Origin of the sequence: Kutzneria sp. CA-103260, from assembly GCF_018263855.1 — a bacterium.
GTDB lineage: Bacteria > Actinomycetota > Actinomycetes > Mycobacteriales > Pseudonocardiaceae > Kutzneria.
In genome coordinates, this window is the sequence record NZ_CP073318.1 from 10,765,857 (window position 1) to 10,783,528 (window position 17,672).

At 68.7% G+C, this 17,672-nt stretch carries 14 protein-coding genes; 10 read left to right on the forward strand and 4 right to left on the reverse strand.

Features of this window, described 5'->3' with window-relative positions; translation table 11 throughout:
- Positions 1 to 76: 76 nt before the first annotated feature.
- Positions 77 to 523: a pyridoxamine 5'-phosphate oxidase family protein gene (locus tag JJ691_RS48370; RefSeq protein ID WP_306291344.1), complete on the reverse strand. Its 447-nt coding sequence runs from the start codon at positions 521 to 523 to the stop codon at positions 77 to 79.
- A 25-nt stretch (positions 524 to 548) separates the two neighbouring features.
- Between JJ691_RS48370 and JJ691_RS48375 the strand changes: the two genes are divergently transcribed.
- The 8 genes from JJ691_RS48375 (at position 549) to JJ691_RS48410 (ending at position 6,030) form a co-directional block, all read left to right on the forward strand.
- On the forward strand, positions 549 to 1,307 hold the full coding sequence (locus JJ691_RS48375) for a GntR family transcriptional regulator (protein WP_211766090.1): 759 nt from the start codon (positions 549 to 551) through the stop codon (positions 1,305 to 1,307).
- Between the two features lie 43 nt (positions 1,308 to 1,350).
- Complete coding sequence (locus JJ691_RS48380; RefSeq protein WP_211766091.1) at positions 1,351 to 1,938, forward strand: DUF4328 domain-containing protein; 588 nt, start codon at positions 1,351 to 1,353, stop codon at positions 1,936 to 1,938.
- Between the two features lie 29 nt (positions 1,939 to 1,967).
- Positions 1,968 to 2,519 (forward strand): DUF4328 domain-containing protein, encoded by a 552-nt coding sequence (locus tag JJ691_RS48385; protein ID WP_211766092.1) that lies wholly within the window; start codon positions 1,968 to 1,970, stop codon positions 2,517 to 2,519.
- A gap of 58 nt (positions 2,520 to 2,577) precedes the next feature.
- Positions 2,578 to 3,183: a DUF4328 domain-containing protein gene (locus JJ691_RS48390; RefSeq protein ID WP_211766093.1), complete on the forward strand. Its 606-nt coding sequence runs from the start codon at positions 2,578 to 2,580 to the stop codon at positions 3,181 to 3,183.
- Between the two features lie 135 nt (positions 3,184 to 3,318).
- Positions 3,319 to 4,761: a M4 family metallopeptidase gene (locus tag JJ691_RS48395; RefSeq protein WP_211766094.1), complete on the forward strand. Its 1,443-nt coding sequence runs from the start codon at positions 3,319 to 3,321 to the stop codon at positions 4,759 to 4,761.
- Between the two features lie 149 nt (positions 4,762 to 4,910).
- On the forward strand, positions 4,911 to 5,237 hold the full coding sequence (locus JJ691_RS48400; RefSeq protein ID WP_249227511.1) for an ArsR/SmtB family transcription factor: 327 nt from the start codon (positions 4,911 to 4,913) through the stop codon (positions 5,235 to 5,237).
- Entirely contained in the window at positions 5,234 to 5,653 is a 420-nt protein-coding gene (locus JJ691_RS48405) for an SRPBCC family protein (protein WP_211766095.1), read from the forward strand. Before JJ691_RS48400 ends, JJ691_RS48405 begins: the two co-directional genes overlap by 4 nt.
- Positions 5,650 to 6,030: a YybH family protein gene (locus tag JJ691_RS48410; protein WP_211766096.1), complete on the forward strand. Its 381-nt coding sequence runs from the start codon at positions 5,650 to 5,652 to the stop codon at positions 6,028 to 6,030. Before JJ691_RS48405 ends, JJ691_RS48410 begins: the two co-directional genes overlap by 4 nt.
- A gap of 24 nt (positions 6,031 to 6,054) precedes the next feature.
- Here JJ691_RS48410 and JJ691_RS48415 read toward each other — a convergent pair whose 3' ends face one another.
- Positions 6,055 to 8,415 (reverse strand): Tex family protein, encoded by a 2,361-nt coding sequence (locus JJ691_RS48415; protein WP_211772205.1) that lies wholly within the window; start codon positions 8,413 to 8,415, stop codon positions 6,055 to 6,057.
- A gap of 95 nt (positions 8,416 to 8,510) precedes the next feature.
- Here JJ691_RS48415 and JJ691_RS48420 point away from each other — a divergent pair, with 95 nt between their 5' ends.
- Together JJ691_RS48420 and JJ691_RS48425 are read left to right on the forward strand one after the other, a co-directional pair.
- A complete protein-coding gene (locus JJ691_RS48420) occupies positions 8,511 to 9,629 on the forward strand; it encodes a TIGR03364 family FAD-dependent oxidoreductase (RefSeq protein WP_211766097.1) in 1,119 nt (372 codons plus the stop codon).
- Positions 9,626 to 10,291, forward strand: a complete 666-nt coding sequence (locus JJ691_RS48425) for a phosphonatase-like hydrolase (protein WP_256449334.1) — start codon at positions 9,626 to 9,628, stop codon at positions 10,289 to 10,291. The genes JJ691_RS48420 and JJ691_RS48425 overlap by 4 nt, the downstream gene beginning before the upstream one ends.
- A 7-nt stretch (positions 10,292 to 10,298) precedes the next feature.
- Here JJ691_RS48425 and JJ691_RS48430 read toward each other — a convergent pair whose 3' ends face one another.
- Both JJ691_RS48430 and JJ691_RS48435 read right to left on the reverse strand, forming a co-directional pair.
- Entirely contained in the window at positions 10,299 to 10,760 is a 462-nt protein-coding gene (locus JJ691_RS48430) for an SUKH-3 domain-containing protein (protein ID WP_211766098.1), read from the reverse strand.
- A 25-nt stretch (positions 10,761 to 10,785) separates the two neighbouring features.
- Entirely contained in the window at positions 10,786 to 17,655 is a 6,870-nt protein-coding gene (locus JJ691_RS48435; protein WP_211766099.1) for a polymorphic toxin-type HINT domain-containing protein, read from the reverse strand.
- Between the last annotated feature and the right edge of the window lie 17 nt (positions 17,656 to 17,672).

A 17,672-nucleotide genomic window follows, 5' to 3' on the forward strand; every position in this document is an offset into this window, starting at 1 on the left:
CTCTCGGTTCCCAGGTTTGTGGGTCTTGGAGACCCACAAACCTGGGAACTCGGGGTCTTTGACTGCGGCAAACCTGTTACGGATTGGTGGCGAACCGCTGTGGCGTCACGAACACCGCCGCGCGCCGGTCCTCGGCCATGACCCGGTCGTACTCGTCCAGGTCGTCGTGTCGGCCGCCGGCCGCGTGGTAGACGTCCCGCAGCAGCTGCCGCAGGTCGGTGACGCCGGGCAACTCGTCGTCAGGGCCGGCGATCTCGGTCGGCCCGGACACCGAGATCCATTCCCAGCCGGCCCGGAACACCAGCGTGGCCTCGCCGTTGGTCCGCAGGTTGGCCAGCTTCGCGGTGTTGCCGCGGGACACGAAGGCCACCACCGACTCGCCGGTGACCGGATGCGGCACTACCGCCGCGTTGAGCACGGAAACGCTCGGTTTCCCGTTGGCGCGCAAGGTGACCAGCACAGCCAGCCAGTTCTCGCGACTGGCGAGTTCGGTGACCCGCCGCAACCCCTCGGTGATCTCCACCTGACTCACTCTAAGCTGGCGAACCATGCCAACGCCGTCGCACCGCGCAGGAGAGCCCGTTCGCGCCGGCATTCCCGAGCACGGCCGCGTGCCGCGGTACTACGCGGTCAAGTCGCGGTTGCTGGGGCTGATCGAGGAGTTGGGCGAGGGCGCGACGCTGCCGTCGGAGCGGGAGCTGGCCGAGCGGTTCGAGGTCTCGCGGGTGACGTTCCGGCAGGCCGTGAGCGAGCTCGTGCTGGAGGGGCGGCTGGTGCGCCGGCAGGGGGCCGGCACGTTCGTCGCGCCGCCGAAGCTGGTGCAGCCGCTGGCCCTGGTCAGCTACACCGAGGGCATGCGCAGCCAGGGCGTGGAGCCCAGCCGCTACCTGGTCACCGGCGAGCACGTGGCCGCCGACGACCGGCTGGCCGCCGACCTGGGCATCGCGCCCGGCGACCCGGCCCTGCACATCGAGCGGGTGCTGCTGGCCGATTCGGAGCGGATCGGCCTGGAATCGACCTATCTGTCCGCTCGCCGTTTTCCCGATCTGTTGTCCGTGTTCGATCCGGCCACGTCCTTGTACGCCTATTTGACAGGGGTGGTCGGTATCGTGCTGGCACACGCCGAGGAACGGGTGGAGACGGTGCTCGCCACCCCGCGGGAAGCGCTGCTCATCGGCACCAATCCGGCGGTGCCGATGCTGTTGCTGCACCGGGTGACCAGGGACGACGCCGGCGTGCCGGTGGAGCGTGTCCGTTCTCTCTATCGCGGCGACCGTTTCAGCTTCATAACGCAGCTGAATTTGTGACGTCCTTTCCCTAAAGTCGATGGCAGGACTTTTAGGGAGAGCCGTGAGCAGAACCAAGACCTCCGTGCCGACCGTCCACGGCCGGCGTGTGCCCAAGAACTGGAAGCCGGTCGGCGGCCGGGCCGTCGCCGCCTCCGCGCTGATCGGGCTGGTGCTCGTCACCGACGTGGCCGAGACGGTCGCCGACGTGAACGGCGCGGCCGCGCTGGACAACGTGCTGCTGTGGGTGAACGCCGGCGCGCTGGTGGTCGCCGCCGTCGCGTTCATCATGTGGCTGTGGCGGGCCCGGGCCAACGCGGAGCTGCTGGTCGGCCCGCACGGGCAGCGGCTGACCCGGGAGTGGGTCATCGGCGCGTGGTTCTGCCCGGTGGTCAACCTGTGGTTCCCGTACCAGGTCGTGGTCGACGTGTGGCGGGCCAGCGCGCCGAAACTCGGCGACCACCACGACGGCCTGGTCGTGTGGTGGTGGATGACCTTCCTGGGGTCGTTGGTGTTCACCCGGTTCATCAGCCTGGCCGGCCTCGTCGACGTCGCGCCGCTGGTCGCCGCCTGCGTGCTGGACCTTGCCTCCGGCGTGCTGGCGCTGCTGGTCGTGCGCCGAATCAGCGACTGGCAGGCGCTCGCCGCCTAGACTCCCGTCCGGACGTTGGGGGGACGAGCATGGAACGGCAGTGGCGGCCGGTCGGCGGGCTGGGCATCGCAGCGGCGCTGCTGGTCGGCCTGGTGGGGTTGGCCGACATTCTGGAGACCGCCGCCGAGCTGACCGGGCAGGACACGAAGGCGGCGCTGCTGGCGGTGGTCTTCGCGTTCGCCCTGGTCACGGCCGCGCCGGTGTTCATCGTGTGGCTGTGGCGGGCGCGGGCCAACGCGGAGCTGATCGCCGGGCGAGCCTCGCAGCGGCTGGGCCGGGGCTGGGGCATCGGCGGCTGGTTGGTGCCGATCGTCAACCTCTGGTTCCCGTACCAGTACGTCGTGGACGTGTGGCGGGCCAGCGCGCCGAACCGGGAGAGCACCACCGAGGCGGTGGTGCTGACCTGGTGGCTGGCGCTGCTGGGGACGTGGATCGTGTCCCGGTTCGAGCGCTACGACACCGACCACTCCGTGGCCCTGCTGTCCTGCGCCCTCGACGTCGTCGCCGCGGTGGGCCTGGTGCTGGTGATCCGCAGGATCAGTGCGTGGCAGTCCGTCACAGTCGCGCGAAAATGTGACTGATTGTCTGTATTGTTCCCACTTGGGTCGGGGGGCTCGTGGCCCGAAGGGGGAAACACCGATGGAACCGAATGGCGCCATGCCGCAGCTCGGCGTGCCGATGCCGGCCGAGTACCGGTACTACGGCTACACGCAGCCGAAGCCGCCCGGCGGCCTGGCCATCGCGGCCGCGCTGCTGATCGGTCTGGTGGCGGTGACCGACGTGCTGTCGGCGGCCGCCAACCTGACCGGCCAGTTCGGCCAGGAGCTGCGGATGGTCAGCATCGGCTTCCTGGCGACGATCGTCGCCGCCGTGCTGTTCATCACATGGCTGTGGCGAGTGCGGTCCAATGTGGACGCGGTGGTCGGGCCGCAGACCCAGCGGCTGGGCAAGGGCTGGGCGATCGGCGCCTGGATCTGCCCGATCGTCTCGTACTGGTTCCCGTACCAGTACGTGATCGACGTCTGGCGGGCCAGCTCGCCCGACCGCGCCGCCGCCGGCAACGGCCTGGTCCTGTTCTGGTGGCTGACGTTCTTGCTGAGCAACCAGCTGAGCCTGCTGCTGCGGCTGGCCAGCACCCGGACGCCGTGGCTGGGCCTGGTCGGCGACGCGCTCCAGCTCGCCGCCGCCGTGCTGGCGATCCTGGTCATCCGCCGGATCACCGCCTGGCAGACGGGCCGGCCATAGCGGCAAGAGGCCAAAAATGCTCCCCCCGGTGGTTGGGCGATCTTCCTACTTTCGGAGGGGGCGCTCACACGTGAGGATTACGCACACTGCGCATTCAGTCACTTCCGGTGACTGGATCCCTGCGGAGGTGTGTGAGTGTCACGCAATCGAGTTATCACGGGCGCGGCGGTCGCGGGTGCGACCGTCGCGGCCCTGGCAGCCAGCGCGGCCGTGACGGCCGGCCCGGCCGTGGCGGCGCCCGCCATGCAGCAGGTGGCCGCGCAGTCCATGCCGTTCGGCAGCGTGGTCCGCTACCAGCAGACGATCGCCGGCGTCCCGGTGTTCGGCGGCCAGCAGGTCGACCTGCTCGACCAGCACGGCAACGTCGTCGCCAAGCACGGCAAGACCACCAAGCGCACCGCCGGCCAGTTCCCGGCCACCGACGCGGGGGCTGCCGCCACCGCCATCGCCGACGTCGTCAAGCGCAGCGGCCTGCCGGCCACCAAGCTGACCGCCGACGCCCCCAAGGCGTACTGGTACGACGCCACCCTGGGCGGCGCCCGCGGTGAGTCGGTCGCCGTGCCCACCTACCAGGTCGTCGTGCATGGTCCGTCCATTGAGGACAAGTGGACCGAGGTTGTGAAGGCCGGCTCGCAGCAGGTGCTGACCTCGTGGTCGGAGGTCCGCGAGGCGGTCAACCGCGATGTCTGCGACGCCAACCGCAAGGTGGTGTCCGGCACGAACGACTCGGTTCGCTGCGGCACCTCGTTCAAGCTCAGCCGCAAGGAGGGCGGGGCCTCCTCGTCGATCCAGGACGTCAACAACGTCTACAACTTCTTCGGCAACGCCCAGGACTTCTACCAGAGCGCGGTCGGCGTCGACCTGACCTCGCTGATCGGCGCGGACTACAACGACGGCACCGGCAAGGCGCTGCGCGGCACCGTGCGGATCTGCGTGCAGGGCGAGGACTGCCCGTTCCTCAACGCCTTCTGGGACGGCGAGCAGATGGCCTTCGGCGAGGGCGTCACCACCGACGACATCACCGGCCACGAGCTGACCCACGGCGTCACCCAGCACACCTCCGGGTTGCAGGGCGGCCAGGCCGACTCCATCAACGAGGGCCTGTCCGACGTGTTCGGCCAGTTCATCGCCATCACCGCGAACGACCCGAACGTGCAGGGAGCCAACCGCTGGCAGCTGGGCGCCGGCTCCGCCATCGGCGCCGTGCGCAACATGCAGGACCCGACGGCCTCGAAGAAGTCGCAGCCCGACCGCGTGAACGGCCCCGGCTGGGACACCAACAACCCGGACGTGCACATCAACGACGGCGTGATCAACAAGGCTGACTACCTGATCACCGACGGCGACACCTTCAACGGCCAGACCGTGCGCGGCCTGGGCATGGCCAAGGCCATCCAGATCTGGTGGGGCGTGGAGAACACCCTCACCCCCAGCGCCACCTTCCACGACGTGGGCGACGCGCTGAACTCCTCCTGCCAGGCGCTGGCCCAGGCGGGCACCGCCGGCATCACCGCCGACGACTGCACCCAGGTCGGCAACGCCGTGACGGCGACCCAGCTGGACCAGGACGCCAACTAAGCCTCACCTTCTTGTCAGGAAAGCCCCCTTCCTCGCGTTCATCGTGAGGAAGGGGGCTTTCCTCACGTTCAACGTCAGGATCGGAGCCTTGATCTTGGGCTGATAGTTAAGCCTTGACTTGAGTATTCGAGGCGGTGATACTCAAGTGTGTGCTTAACCATGAGCTGGACCGGGTGTTCCAGGCGCTGGCCGACCCGACCCGTCGGGGTCTGGTCGAGCGGCTGACCCGAGGGCCGGCCTCGGTGAGCGAGCTGGCGGCGCCGCTGCCGATCACGCTCGCCGCCGTCGTGCAGCACCTGCAGGCCCTGGAGGCCTGCGGGCTGGTCCGCACCGAGAAGGTCGGCCGGGTCCGCACCTGCCGGATCGACCCGGCCGGGCTGCGGGCCGCCGAGGACTGGCTGCACGAGCGCCGGACCGCCTGGGAACGGAAGCTGGACCGGCTCGCCGACGTACTCGACGAGGAGACAACGACATGACCGTCAAGCACTCGACGTTCACCATCGACCGCACCTATCCGCACTCCCCGGCCAAGGTCTTCGCGGCCTGGGCCGACCCGGCGCTCAAGGGTCGCTGGCTCACTGCTCCCGGCCACCACCACTCGCTCGACTTCCGGATCGGTGGCACGGAGGTCGCCAGCGGCGGGCAGTTGCGGTACGAGGCCACCTACCGGGACATCGTCGACGGTGAGCGGATCGCCTACTCCGCCACGCTGCACGACGGCGACAAGCTGTCCACGGTCTCGCAGACCACCGTCGAGTTCATCGCCGACGGCGCGGGCACCCGGCTGGTGCTGGTCGAGCAGGGTGCGTACCTGGACGACATGGAGCAGCCGGAGTGGCGGGAGCAGGGCACCAACTCCCAGCTCGACACGCTGGCCGAGGTGCTGTCGTGAGCCCGGAGGAGATCATCCGGGACCGGGTGCGGGCCGTCGCCGAGAAGGACGCCGCCGCGCTGGCCGCCCCGCACAGCGCGGACGTCGTCCTGTACGACGTGCTGGGGCCGTTGCACGCCGAGGGGCGCGATGCCGAGAAGGAGCGGGTCCGTTCCTGGCTGGACGGCTACGACGGCCCGATCGACTACAAGATCGCCGAGCTGACCGTGGTCACCGGCGAGGACATCGCCTTCGCGCACTACCTCGCGCACCTCGCAGGCACGCTGCGCAGCGGCGGAGTTGTCGACATGTGGACTCGGGCCACAGTCGGCTTCCAGCGGCGCGAAGGCCGATGGGAGATCACCCACGAACACAACTCGGCCCCGCTGCCGATGTGACAGCGGGGCCTCGTCGCCTGCTCGCTACTTGCCGAAACCCGCGCGCCGCAAGGCATCCGCCATGGAGCCGTTGGCCGGACGCTCCTCGCGTCGCTGACCCCCGCCGCCGCGCTTGTTGCCGCCACCGCCGCGGTTCTGGTCCTGGCGGCGCTGGCCGCCCTGCTGACCGCCACCCCTGGCCTGCTGGCCGTCCCTACCCTGGGGGCCGCCGCGCTCCGGCTCGTCCTCCAGGCGCAGCGTCAGCGAGATCCGCTTGCGCGGGATGTCCACGTCCAGCACCTTCACCCGCACCACGTCACCGGACTTCACGACGTCGCGCGGGTCCTTGACGAAGGTGCGCGACATCGCCGACACGTGCACGAGGCCGTCCTGGTGCACGCCGATGTCGATGAACGCGCCGAACGCCGCCACGTTGGTGACCACGCCCTCCAGCACCATGCCCTGCTTCAGGTCGCCGAGCTTCTCCACGCCGTCGGCGAAGGTCGCCGTCTTGAACGCCGGCCGCGGGTCCCGGCCCGGCTTCTCCAGCTCCCGGAGGATGTCGGTGACGGTCGGCAGGCCGAACGTGTCGTCCACGAACTCCGCCGGCTTGATCGCCTTCAGCTTGGCGCCGTTGCCGATCAGCTCGGTCAGCGCCAGGTTGTTGGCGGTCAGGATGCGGCGCACCACCGGGTAGGCCTCGGGGTGCACGCTGGAGGAGTCCAGCGGGTCGTCGCCGCCGGGGATGCGCAGGAAGCCCGCGCACTGCTCGAACGCCTTCGGGCCCAGCCGGGCCACGCCCTTGAGGGCCTCGCGGGACCGGAACGGGCCGTTGGCCTCGCGGTGCTGCACGATGTTCTCGGCCAGCCCGGCGCCGATGCCCGACACCCGGGTCAGCAGCGGGGCCGAGGCCGTGTTCAGGTCCACGCCGACCGCGTTCACACAGTCCTCGACCACGGCGTCCAACGACCGGGACAGCTTGGTCTCGGCCAGGTCGTGCTGGTACTGGCCGACGCCGATGGACTTCGGGTCGATCTTGACCAGCTCGGCCAGCGGGTCCTGCAGCCGGCGGGCGATGGACACCGCGCCGCGCAGCGACACGTCCATGTCCGGCAGTTCCGCGGAGGCGAACGCAGAGGCGGAGTACACCGACGCGCCGGCCTCGGAGACGACGATCTTGGTCAGCTTCAGCTCGGGCCGCAGCTTGATCAGGTCGGCGGCCAGCTTGTCGGTCTCCCTGGACGCGGTGCCGTTGCCGATCGAGATCAGTTCGACCTGGTGCTGCTCGCACAGCTTGGCCAGGGTGGCCAGCGACTCGTCCCAGCGGTTGGCCGGCTGGTGCGGGTGGATGGCGGTGGTGGCCACCACCTTGCCGGTGCTGTCCACGACCGCGACCTTCACGCCGGTGCGGAAGCCCGGGTCCAGGCCCATGGTGGCGCGGGTGCCGGCCGGCGCGGCCAGCAGCAGGTCGCGCAGGTTGGCCGCGAACACGCGCACGGCCTCGTCCTCGGCGTCGGCCCGCAGCCGGGCCCGCAGGTCCACGCCCAGGTGCACCAGGATGCGGGTGCGCCAGGCCCAGCGCACGGTGTCGGACAGCCACTTGTCGGCCGGGCGGCCCTGGTTGTCGACGCCGAACCGGGAGGCGATGCGCACCTCGTAGTCGGACGGCTGGCCCTCGACCTGCTCCTCCGGCTCCAGGGTGAGGTCGAGGACCTCCTCCTTCTCGCCGCGGAACATGGCCAGGATGCGGTGCGAGGGCAGCTTGGTGAACGGCTCGGCGAAGTCGAAGTAGTCGCTGAACTTGGCCCCGGCCTCCTGCTGGCCCTCACGGACCTTGGCCACCAGGCTGCCCCGGGTCCACATCTGCTCGCGCAGCGCGCCGATCAGGTCCGCGTCCTCGCCGAAGCGCTCGACCAGGATGGCCCGCGCGCCCTCCAGCGCGGCGGCCGCGTCGGCGACGCCCTTCTCGGCGTCCACGTAGCCGGCGGCGGTGCTCTGCGGGTCCAGCGTCGGGTCGGTGATCAGGCCGCCGGCCAGCGGCTCCAGGCCGGCCTCGCGGGCGATCTGCGCCTTGGTCCGCCGCTTCGGCTTGTACGGCAGGTAGATGTCCTCCAGCCGCGCCTTGGAGTCGGCGGACATGATCTGCTCGCGCAGCGCGTCGTCCAGCTTGCCCTGCTCGGCGATCGACTCCAGGATCGCGGTGCGCCGCTCCTCCAGCTCGCGCAAGTAGCGCAGGCGCTCTTCCAGGGTGCGCAGCTGGGCGTCGTCCAGGCCGCCGGTTGCTTCCTTGCGGTAGCGGGCGACGAACGGCACCGTCGCACCGCCGTCGAGCAGGCCGACGGCCGCGGTCACCTGCCCGTCCCGCACGCCGAGCTCGTCGGCGATCCTCTGCTCAATGGTGGACATCACGGCGACGATTCTGCCGTCTTGCGTCGGCCGGCCTCGATTGGCCCACAGGTAACGGATTGGTAACTGCTCTAGTCCATGCTACGGTCGTGGCCGTGAGAGTGCTGGTGGTCGGTGGAGGCGTGCTGGGGACGATGCACGCGTGGCAGGCCGTTTCCCGCGGTCACGACGTCGTGCAGATCGAACGGGAACAGCAGGCCCGGGGCGCTTCCGTGCGCAACTTCGGGCTGGTGTGGGTCGGCGGTAGGGCTCCCGGCGAGGAACTGGCCACCGCTCGACGGGCCCGTGAGCTCTGGGCGGAGATCGGGCGTCAGGTCCCGGGAGTCGGCTTCCGGGCCAACGGCTCCCTCACGCTTGTGCGCACCCCGTTGGAGATGGCCGTCGCGTCTGACGTCGTCTCGCGGCCCGATGCCGCCGACCGGGGGCTGAAGCTGTTGGCGCCCGACGAGGTTCGTGCCTTGAATCCGGGGCTGGGCGGCGAGTTCCTCGGTGGCCTGCACTGCTCAATGGACGCCGCCGTCGAGCCTCGTGTCGCGCAACCCGCGCTGCGGCAACACCTACTGGCCACCGGTCGTTACACCTGGCTGCCCGGCCGGGAGGTTCGGGCTCTGCTGCCTCACGGCGTGCGGGACGACCACGGCGACGCTCATGAGGCTGATCTCGTTCTTTTGTGCACCGGAGCCGCCCTGGGTGGCCTGGTGCGGGAGATCGCCGGCGAGGTGCCCGTGCGGCGGGTTCGGCTCCAGATGATGCAGACCGATCCGCTGGACACCGTGCTCACCACCTCCGTCGCCGATGGCGACAGCTTCCGCTACTACCCGGCCTATCGCGGTTCGGCTCTGGACGCTCTGAATGCTGATCAGCCGCAGTCATCGGTTCCCGCCGAGCACAAGATGCAGCTGCTGCTCGTGCAACGGCTCGACGGCTCCCTCACCATCGGCGACACCCACGAGTACGCGGAGCCCTTCACCTTCGACGTCGACTCCGCGCCCTATGAGCACCTCGTCTCCGTCGCCGAATCCTTGCTGGGACGGCCTTTGTCGCCCATCCGACGCCGCTGGGCCGGTGTCTACGCCCAACACACCGATCCTGCCGCCGTCGTGCACCGGGCCCGGATTTCCGACAACGCCTGGCTGGTCACCGGACCCGGTGGCCGGGGCATGACCTGCTCGCCGGCGATCGCCGAGCGCACCGCCGTGGAGGCCGGACTGTGAAGATCTCGTTGGCAACACTGGACATGGCCGGCACCACCGTCGCCGACGACGGCCTGGTCGAACGGGCCTTCACCGAGGCCATCGCCGCCGTCGGAGTGTCCACTTCGGACGATCGATTCCCGGTGATGCTGGACCACGTCCGCCGCACCATGGGCCAGTCCAAGATCGTCGTCTTCCGGGCGATTCTTTCCGAAGCCGAAGCCCGGCAAGCCAATTCCGCCTTCGAGGCCGCCTACTCCCGTCTGGTGGGTGCGGGCCTCTGCGAGCCCATCCCCGGTGCCGAGCAGGCCATCAAGTCCCTCCAGGCCGCTGGCATCCAGGTGGCCCTCACCACCGGCTTCTCCCGCCCCACCCAGGACGCCATCCTGGCCGCCCTGGGCTGGCAGTCCCTCCCCGACATCGCCCTCACGCCTTCTGATGCGGGCCGGGGCCGCCCCTACCCCGACATGATCCTCACCGCCGCCCTCCGCCTGGGCATCTCCGACGTGCGCTCCATCGCCGCCGTCGGCGACACCCCCTCCGACATCCTCAGCGGCCTCCGCTCCGGCGCTTCGGTCTCCGCCGGCGTCCTCACCGGCGCCACCACCCGTGCGGAGTTCGAGGAGGCCGGCGCGACCCATATCCTGGACTCCGTCCGCGACCTCCCGGACCTGCTGTCCTGACGCGCTGCTACTTCTTGCGCCGGGGAGGACCGGGCTGGAGCCATGTCACGATTTCCTCGTGGCTGCTGGTCTCGTCTCCCTCGACGACGTAGTGCAGGGCGTCGGCGAAAGTCGGGCCGAGTCGCCAGATCGTGTCCACACTGGCCGCGACGACACTGGAGTCGGCCCCGATGTAGCACCGGAACTGATTCGACCACATGCCGAGAGGGAAGTACCGCATGCTCAGGTTGTCACTGAGCGTGCGGCACTCCTCGACCGAATCGATACATCCGTCCGCCGGGTCGATCATCAGGTTGGAGGGCGGGTCGCAGCCTTCGGAACTGCGTATCCTGAGATTTCCGAACTCGGCCCACACTCGCAGAGCCGTGTCGTGCATTTCGTACCCGGCCTGCTCGAGCATGCTGATCCACGTGGTGACGTCGATCCGCCGACCGGGAGTCCATCCGGCCTGGCGCAGCGCCCGCTCCACACTCGGGTCATCGCCAAGGATGGGGCTATTTGAACCTGCCACCGAGTCTCCTGATCATTGATTGGCATGATTTTTCACACGGATCGGCCGGGGTTCCGCTCGGGAACTGTGACCCCAATGGTCTGACTCTCAAGGTCCTGAACGTTCCGCCGCGCATGGCGTAGATTCCTTCGGCGTTTTCGGCCTGATTGACGGCGCTCACCTCGGAGCAGGTGCTGCGACAGCCCCAGTCGTCGAGAAGTTCCTTGAGTTCTTCGTTGGTGTCAGGGTCTCCCACGCGATAGGTGCGACCGTAGTACCTCTGGCCGGATGGCGACGTGTATTCCGTGACGAAGTCGGGGGTTGAGGTTTGGTTGGCGCCTCGATTCGCGTCCGCGTACTGCTCGAGCGTGGAGCCGTCGGGTGCCGGCCCGGGCTTGGGGTTGACCTTGCATTCGTCGTTGTGGACGAGGAGTGGCGTGGTCCCAGCTGTCACATAGTACGTGTGCAGATCGGCGACGGTGAGGTTGTAGGTCCGGACACTGGAGGTGAACCGCCAGCTGAACCGGACGGTCGCGGTCGCGGCGTCGCCGGTGTCGAGCTGGTCGCCGGGGTTGAGGTCGGCGGCGGCGGTCCAGCGGTGGGTGGTGGCGTCCCAGAACAGGTGGTGCGCGGTGACGGTGATCGTCTTCGCCCCGTTGGCGGTGCCAACGGAAAGACTCACGAAGTCGGTGTCGGTGTCGGTGACGTGGATCGCGGTGACCCGGTGATGCGCGGTATCGGCACTTCCAGGAGCCTTGTCCGTGACCTCGTCGCCGACCTTCACATCCTGGATCGGCTTTGTGGACCCGTCGGCCATCAGTACCGGTGTGTCCGCGGCGAAGCTGTTGCAGCCACGTAGGACGGGGGCGAGCCCGTTGGACACAGAAGTGGCGACATTGAGCCCGGTGTTGACGGCGTTCCCACCGCAGACAAGCAGGCCGAATCCCTCGGTGGCGGCCGCACAGCCGGTGGCCTCCGCGATTCCGGCGACGATTCCGGCGATCCCACCCAGCATCGCCGCCGGGTCGACGTCGGCCGGAGCGCCCCCGGGCTCGGGGAACTCCCCGTGCGTCTTGCCGGGGAAGTAGGTGTAAACGGGCTTCGGCCGGCCGTTCCACGCCTCGTTCAGGATGGCCTGGTTGATCTTGCGCCAGAGCGGGACCTTCCTGATCGGGTCCGTGCTCATGGTCTTGTTGCCACAGAAGGGGTTGCACCAGTTGTCCGACCCCGTGGTGCCCCACACCGGCGCGATGGGGTCGACGTCCTTCTGGCTCGGGTCGCCGTTGAGACCGTGCGAGCAGTCGTCGTCGGGGCAGTGGGTCAGCAGACCATTGGGATCGCTGCCGGTGACCGGGTTGTTGCCGGCGTAGTCGTAGCCGTTGAGCTGGTTGGGATCAGTGGCTTCCAGCATCGGGTCGAGGGACAGGAAGCGGCCGTCGGCGGGGTCGTACTCGCGGGCGCCGAGGTTCTCGAGCTGGGTGGCGTCGTCGGGGGTGCCACCGACATAGCCCTTGTCTCCGCCGGGCCACAGGCCCGCGGCGCCGCGGGCCTGGCCGAAGGGCAGGAACTGCCGGCTGGTCAGGGCCCCGGTGTTGGCGTCCATGGCCAGTTGGTCGGTGCCCTGGCGGTCGGGAATCAGGTACTGGACGGGACCGCTGCCGGTGCGGGAGGCGACGGTCAGCCCGCCGAGGGTGTAGTAGCGGGTGGTGGTGACGGCATTGGCCTTGGTGTCCAGCACCAACTGCTGGTCGCCGAGGAACAGGGTGGTCCGGCCCGGATCGCGGCGGACGACGAGGTTGCCGTCGGCGCCGTAGACGTACGAGCTGCCGCCGGTGGCGGTGGTGTCGGTGGACAAGTGGCCGAGCGTGTCCCAGACCAGGGCTTGGTCGCCGGTGGCGCCGCCGGTGATGGTCTTGGTGTTGCCGGCGGCGTCGTAGGTGTAGGAGGCGGTCTGCGCCGCGCTGTTGGGACCGGTGGTGGTGGTGTCGGCCAGAGTGTTGGGCTGGGCGGTGGGGTAGTGGTAGGTGGTCGTGTTGTCGTTGGCGGTGTTGCCGGTGACGTCGTGGTCGGTCTGCGTCGCGCGGTCGCCCGCGGCGTTGTAGGTCCAGGTCTGCCAGTAGGGGTTGGGGCCGCCGACGGTAGGGGAAGCGCTCGGTTTGGGCGTGGCCGAGCAGTCGTCGAGGGCGCTCCAGGCGCCGGCCAGCCGCGACGCGTAGTCGTAGGAGAAACACTGCTGGTCGACGGTGACCCCGCCGCCCTGTTTGTCCTGTGTGGACAGGAGCAGGCCGGCTCCCTTCGACACGGACGAGTTGGAGAACGAGTAGCTGAGCTCGTCGAGATCGGCCTGGCCGTTGACCGTCTGGGTCTTGATGTCGGTGAGCGCCTGGGTCTGGTTGTCGTAGGTCAGCTGCACCCGTGCGGTGTCACCGGGAATCGGCATCTGGTAAGCGACGGGCTGGCCGAGCCGGCTGTAGCCGAGCGCGCTGACGTAGATGGTGGAGAAGGTGTCGCTGTCGCCCTTGAGCGATGTCGGCTCGCCGAAGTTGTCATAGCCATAGGTGACGGTCTCGATCCCGCCCGGCATACCTGGGGTGGTGGGCAGGTCGTCGAAGCTGGGATTGCCGGTCGCGGTGTAGTTGTACGTGGTGACGAAGCCGCCGGCCGGCGCCAGCGTGGTGCCCTCGCCGGTCAGCGTGACCTTGCTCTTGGCCGGCTTGCCGAGCGCGTTGTACAGGGTGATCTGGTTGGCGTAGACGTCGCCGTTGGAGTAGGACGTCGAACCGGTGGGGTAGCCGGGTTTGACCGAGTCGTAGGTCCACTCCGCGAGCATGTTGGCTTGGCTCTGCACTGACGTGGATGTGGTGTCGTACAGGTGGGTCCTGCGGCCGTCCTCGTCGTAGGTCGTGGTGACCTGCTTGCCACGGGAGTCCGTGGTTGTGGCGAGTAGCCCGGCGTTGTCGTAGGTGCTCGTCGTCGTCCCTGAGTCCGGGTCCTTGACGGTGAGCTGGTTGCCCATCAGGTCGTAGGTGTACGACCAGGTGTTGCCGGCCGGGTCGACGATGCTGGCCTGCTTGCCCGACGGGTAGTACGTGTAGTGCGTGCGGTCATAGTCCGAGGCGGCGGCCTTGACCGGGTCCGGTGTCACACCCGCGTGGTAGCGCAGGATGTCGGTGGTCCGGCCGCGAGCATCGGCGACCGTGGTGCTGGGCGCGGTGCCGGCGGGCGGCGTGGTCGTGACGGTGTTGCCGCCGTAGGAGTACGTGGTGCGCCAGGTCTCGATGCCCTGCGCGTACGCGACCGCCAGGGTCTTGCGGCCGGTGCCGTCATAGCTGATTCCAGTGGACGAGGGAACATCGGCGACCTGGGCCTGCACCAGCGTGCCGTCGACGGGGCTGGAATTGAGATAGGGGTTGGCGGTGTAGGAGACCCAACCGTCGCTGTTGTAGACCGTGTCGGTGATGACCCGCCAGTTGTCCGGCGTCTGCGTCTGGGTTTCGCGTTGGCGCAGTAGCGAGTCGTAGAGGGTCTCGGCTGTCCGGTACGAGCCGTCGTCATTCAGGGTCTGCGTGCTGACAGTGGACGGGCCCTGGTTGGAGACCGTGTACGCGTACTTGACGGCGATCCCGTTGATGCCCGGCTTGCGGACAGTGACGATGCGACCCAGCGCGTCGTAGGTGGCCGTGGTCTTGTAGCTCGCCGCGTCCGTTGTGGACAGTGGCAGGTCGCGCAGCGGATCGAAGGTGGTGCCGGCCGTGAGCCCCTTCGGATCCGTGACCGACATCGCGGTCGGCTCGGCTCCGTCGGTCGGGGTGTAGGCGGTCTTGGTGGTTCGGTTGTCGGCGTCGGTCGCCGTGAGTGGCCGGCCGTACTGGTCGAAGGTGTTCGTGGACTGGGCCACCCAGACCGGATTGCCCTGGGCGTCGTACGAGCCGGCCTGTTCGGTCTTCGTCGCGTCACCCGCGCCGGGCAGTTCGCCCAGCGTGGTGGACTTGTCGTAATAGATCCGCTTGTCCGAGACGGCGTTGTCGGGGAAGACCGGGGTCTTGTCGCAGCTGGCCGACACCTCGAGCACCTCGGACGGCGAGTCCAGCTTCGAGTGGTCGGCGTTGTCGGCGTAGGTGGTGGTGGTGCAGAGGTCGTCGTCGGCGGTGGCCGTGTCGCCGAGGTCATTGACCTTGTGGATCCGGCCGTACTGGTCGAAGCTGTTGTCCGTCTCGGTCTTGCGGGTGCTGCCGTCCCCGAGCGGGGTGTAGACCTTGGTGTCCGCGGTGCCGGTGTGGAAGGCCTGCAGCGCCGGCAGGTGCAGTGAGTCCGGCAGCGTGTGGGTGGCCGTCGGATCGGACGTCCACGGGTCAGTGACCGTGTCGCTGACCAGTGCGTCGCCGTTGAAGGTTCGGACCTCGTAGGTCATGCCGGCGAACTGGTCGGAGTCGGTGATCGCGGGGTCCCCGCGGGAGTCCTGCACGGTGGCGGGCCGAGATCCGTTACCCGGCAGGGTGTCGCCGTTCATGCCCTGGAAGTAGGTGGACTGCGTCTTGGTCGTCGGATCGGGGCTTCGGCCGACCACGCTGGTGGTCATGCCTGAGAAGCCACGCCAGTCGTTCCATGTGTGCTGGTTGGTCGGGGTGGCGGGCGTGAGCGGGCTGTCGTCGTAGTGCCAGGCGGGACCGGTCGGCGTGTAGTGGGTCTCGATCGTGTCGTTGGTGTTGCCGCCGGTGGGATCGGTGACGGTGACGGTGTTGACGACGTACTTGTTGAACCAGTCCACGATCGGCGTCGGCTGGTTGTTCGGCGACCAGTACACGGGATAGCACAGCGACTGGTTGTGCTCGGGGACGGGCAGCGCGTTGGGGTCGCATCCCGGGTTGAGGTAGTCGACCTTGATGATCTCGCCGGTCTCGGTGGTGATCTTCGAGAGCCGCTGCCGGGTGATCGGCCCGGTGCCGCCGTTGGTCGTGACCCGGTTGGCCATACCCGTTCCGTCGAACTGGATGACCGGCAGCGCGCTGCTGGAGGTCGCGCCGCTGTTGGAGGTGTCCAGCCCCTGCCGGGTGATCGTGTACAGCCAAGGTGAGGAGCTCACATTGGACCCGGTCGGCGGGAAGCTGTAGGCCAGCTTCCACGAGTCGACCGGCTTCTCCGCCGCTCCGACCAGGGCGTCGGTCTCGACGTTGGTCAGCAGGTACTCGGAGAAGAACGTCGGCGACTGGATCTGGCAGGTCGCGCCGCTGGCGCACACCAGGTCCTGCGGCACGTCGGGCCAGTCGGCGGCGTTGGCGGGCTTGAGGTTGTCCAGTTTGCAGGCGTTGGCCGCGCTGGGGTCGGCGTTGACTTCCACGCATCGTGGCGTCGAGGTGAACACCACCTGGCCGCCGGGCTGCGTGGAGTACACCGCGCCGTCACGCTGCCCGTACTGGATCTTGGTGAGGTACTGGCCGCGAGTGTAGGGCGTGTCCGCGGTCGTGCCCTTGTTGCGGGCGTAGTAGCCCACCTCGGGGGTGTAGAAGTAAGACGCTGTGTCACCGTGCGGATCTACGACGTAGTCCAGGTCCCAACGGTAGGCCTGCTGGCACCACGAGTCGGCGAAGTTCGCTTTGTAGCAGGACTGCGGGTCGTCCTTCACCGCCGAGGTCGCGAACACCGGCTCGGTCTGCACCGAGTTCGTGGCCGGGGTGGTGCTGTCCTTCCAGCCGGGCAGGTGGTTGAGGCCGAAGTAGTACTTGGTGCCGTCGCTGGTCGTGATCACCCAGTACTCGCCGTTGTTGGCGGTGTTGGCCCCGCCGGTCAAGTAGGTGACCTTCTCGTTGTCGTCGCCCTGGGGGCGATAGGTGCCCGGGTGAGCGTCATCGGGCACCAGCGTCGAGGTGTGCCCGCCCAGCGACAGGGTCAGCGTGTTCAGGTTGGTCCAGCAGGAGTCCCAGTTCTGCGTGGCGGTGTCGGTGTTCTGGTGGCAGGACTGGTAGGAGCGCTCGATGAACCCGGGTTCGTAGGACCAGCCGTCGCCGACCCAGGACGCCTGGTTGTTGGTGGAGGAGGTCAGGCCGTCGGCTGACTGGGAGTCGTAGCTCAGTCCCAGATTCGGCTCCAGGCCACCGGGCACCGGCGGGGTGTCCATCGTGTAATTCCACGTGAACGCGTCCGAGGAGCCGCCGGCCGACCACGATCCGGAGGGCTTCAACGAGGTCGCGCTGTAGTCGCCGCTGCCGTTGCCGGTGCTCGATCCCGTGGCAGCCAACACCATCGGCGTTTTCGAGGCCGGCAGCGTCACATCAGCCGACACCGTCAAAGCCTTCGCGTCGTTGGTGGAGGTGAGCGGCGTCGCGGTCAGGCACTGGGGCTTGTCCGGTGTCGTTGCCACGCAGTCCGGCAGTCGGACCAGCCGTAGGCGGGACGCCCAGTCGCCGCCGACAGCGTCACGGAACGAGGAGTAGTCGAGAGTGAGACTCGCGTCGATCGGGCCTGGCGTCTGGTCGGTGCGCTGAACGGTGATCAGCTCACCGTCCAGCCCACCCGGCATGGGCTTCACGGCGACGTGTGCCGTGCCACCCGTCGTGGCGGTCGTGGCTGCCGTCTTCGCCGCCGGCTTTCCCAGCCGCACCGGCACGGAAGCCGTCTGCGGGGCCGCTGCCTTGGCGCTGACCGAGGCGGCGATCGTGACGTCGCCGCTGCCCGAGGGCATGGTCGTCTTCGTCGGCTTCCAGTTGGTCGGCGGCGCCGGCTTGCTGTAGTGGCTGGCCACCGGTGTGACCGGAACCGACTTCTCCGGCGGCAGCTTCAGCTTGGCGCTGTCGGCGATCGGCGCGGCCGACACCGGTAGCGGCACCGAATCGGTGATTCCGGCGACGAGACCGAGGACCGACACGACCGCGACCACCAGGAACCATGGCGATC

What these genes read in the sequence shown, in the direction of transcription:
- JJ691_RS48375 (WP_211766090.1), top strand. Translation starts at nt 549, where the DNA reads ATGCCAACGCCGTCGCACCGCGCAGGAGAGCCCGTTCGCGCCGGCATT.
- JJ691_RS48385 (WP_211766092.1), top strand. Translation starts at nt 1,968, where the DNA reads ATGGAACGGCAGTGGCGGCCGGTCGGCGGGCTGGGCATCGCAGCGGCG.
- JJ691_RS48390 (WP_211766093.1), top strand. Translation starts at nt 2,578, where the DNA reads ATGGAACCGAATGGCGCCATGCCGCAGCTCGGCGTGCCGATGCCGGCC.
- JJ691_RS48405 (WP_211766095.1), top strand. Translation starts at nt 5,234, where the DNA reads ATGACCGTCAAGCACTCGACGTTCACCATCGACCGCACCTATCCGCAC.
- JJ691_RS48415 (WP_211772205.1), bottom strand. Translation starts at nt 8,415, where the DNA reads ATGTCCACCATTGAGCAGAGGATCGCCGACGAGCTCGGCGTGCGGGAC.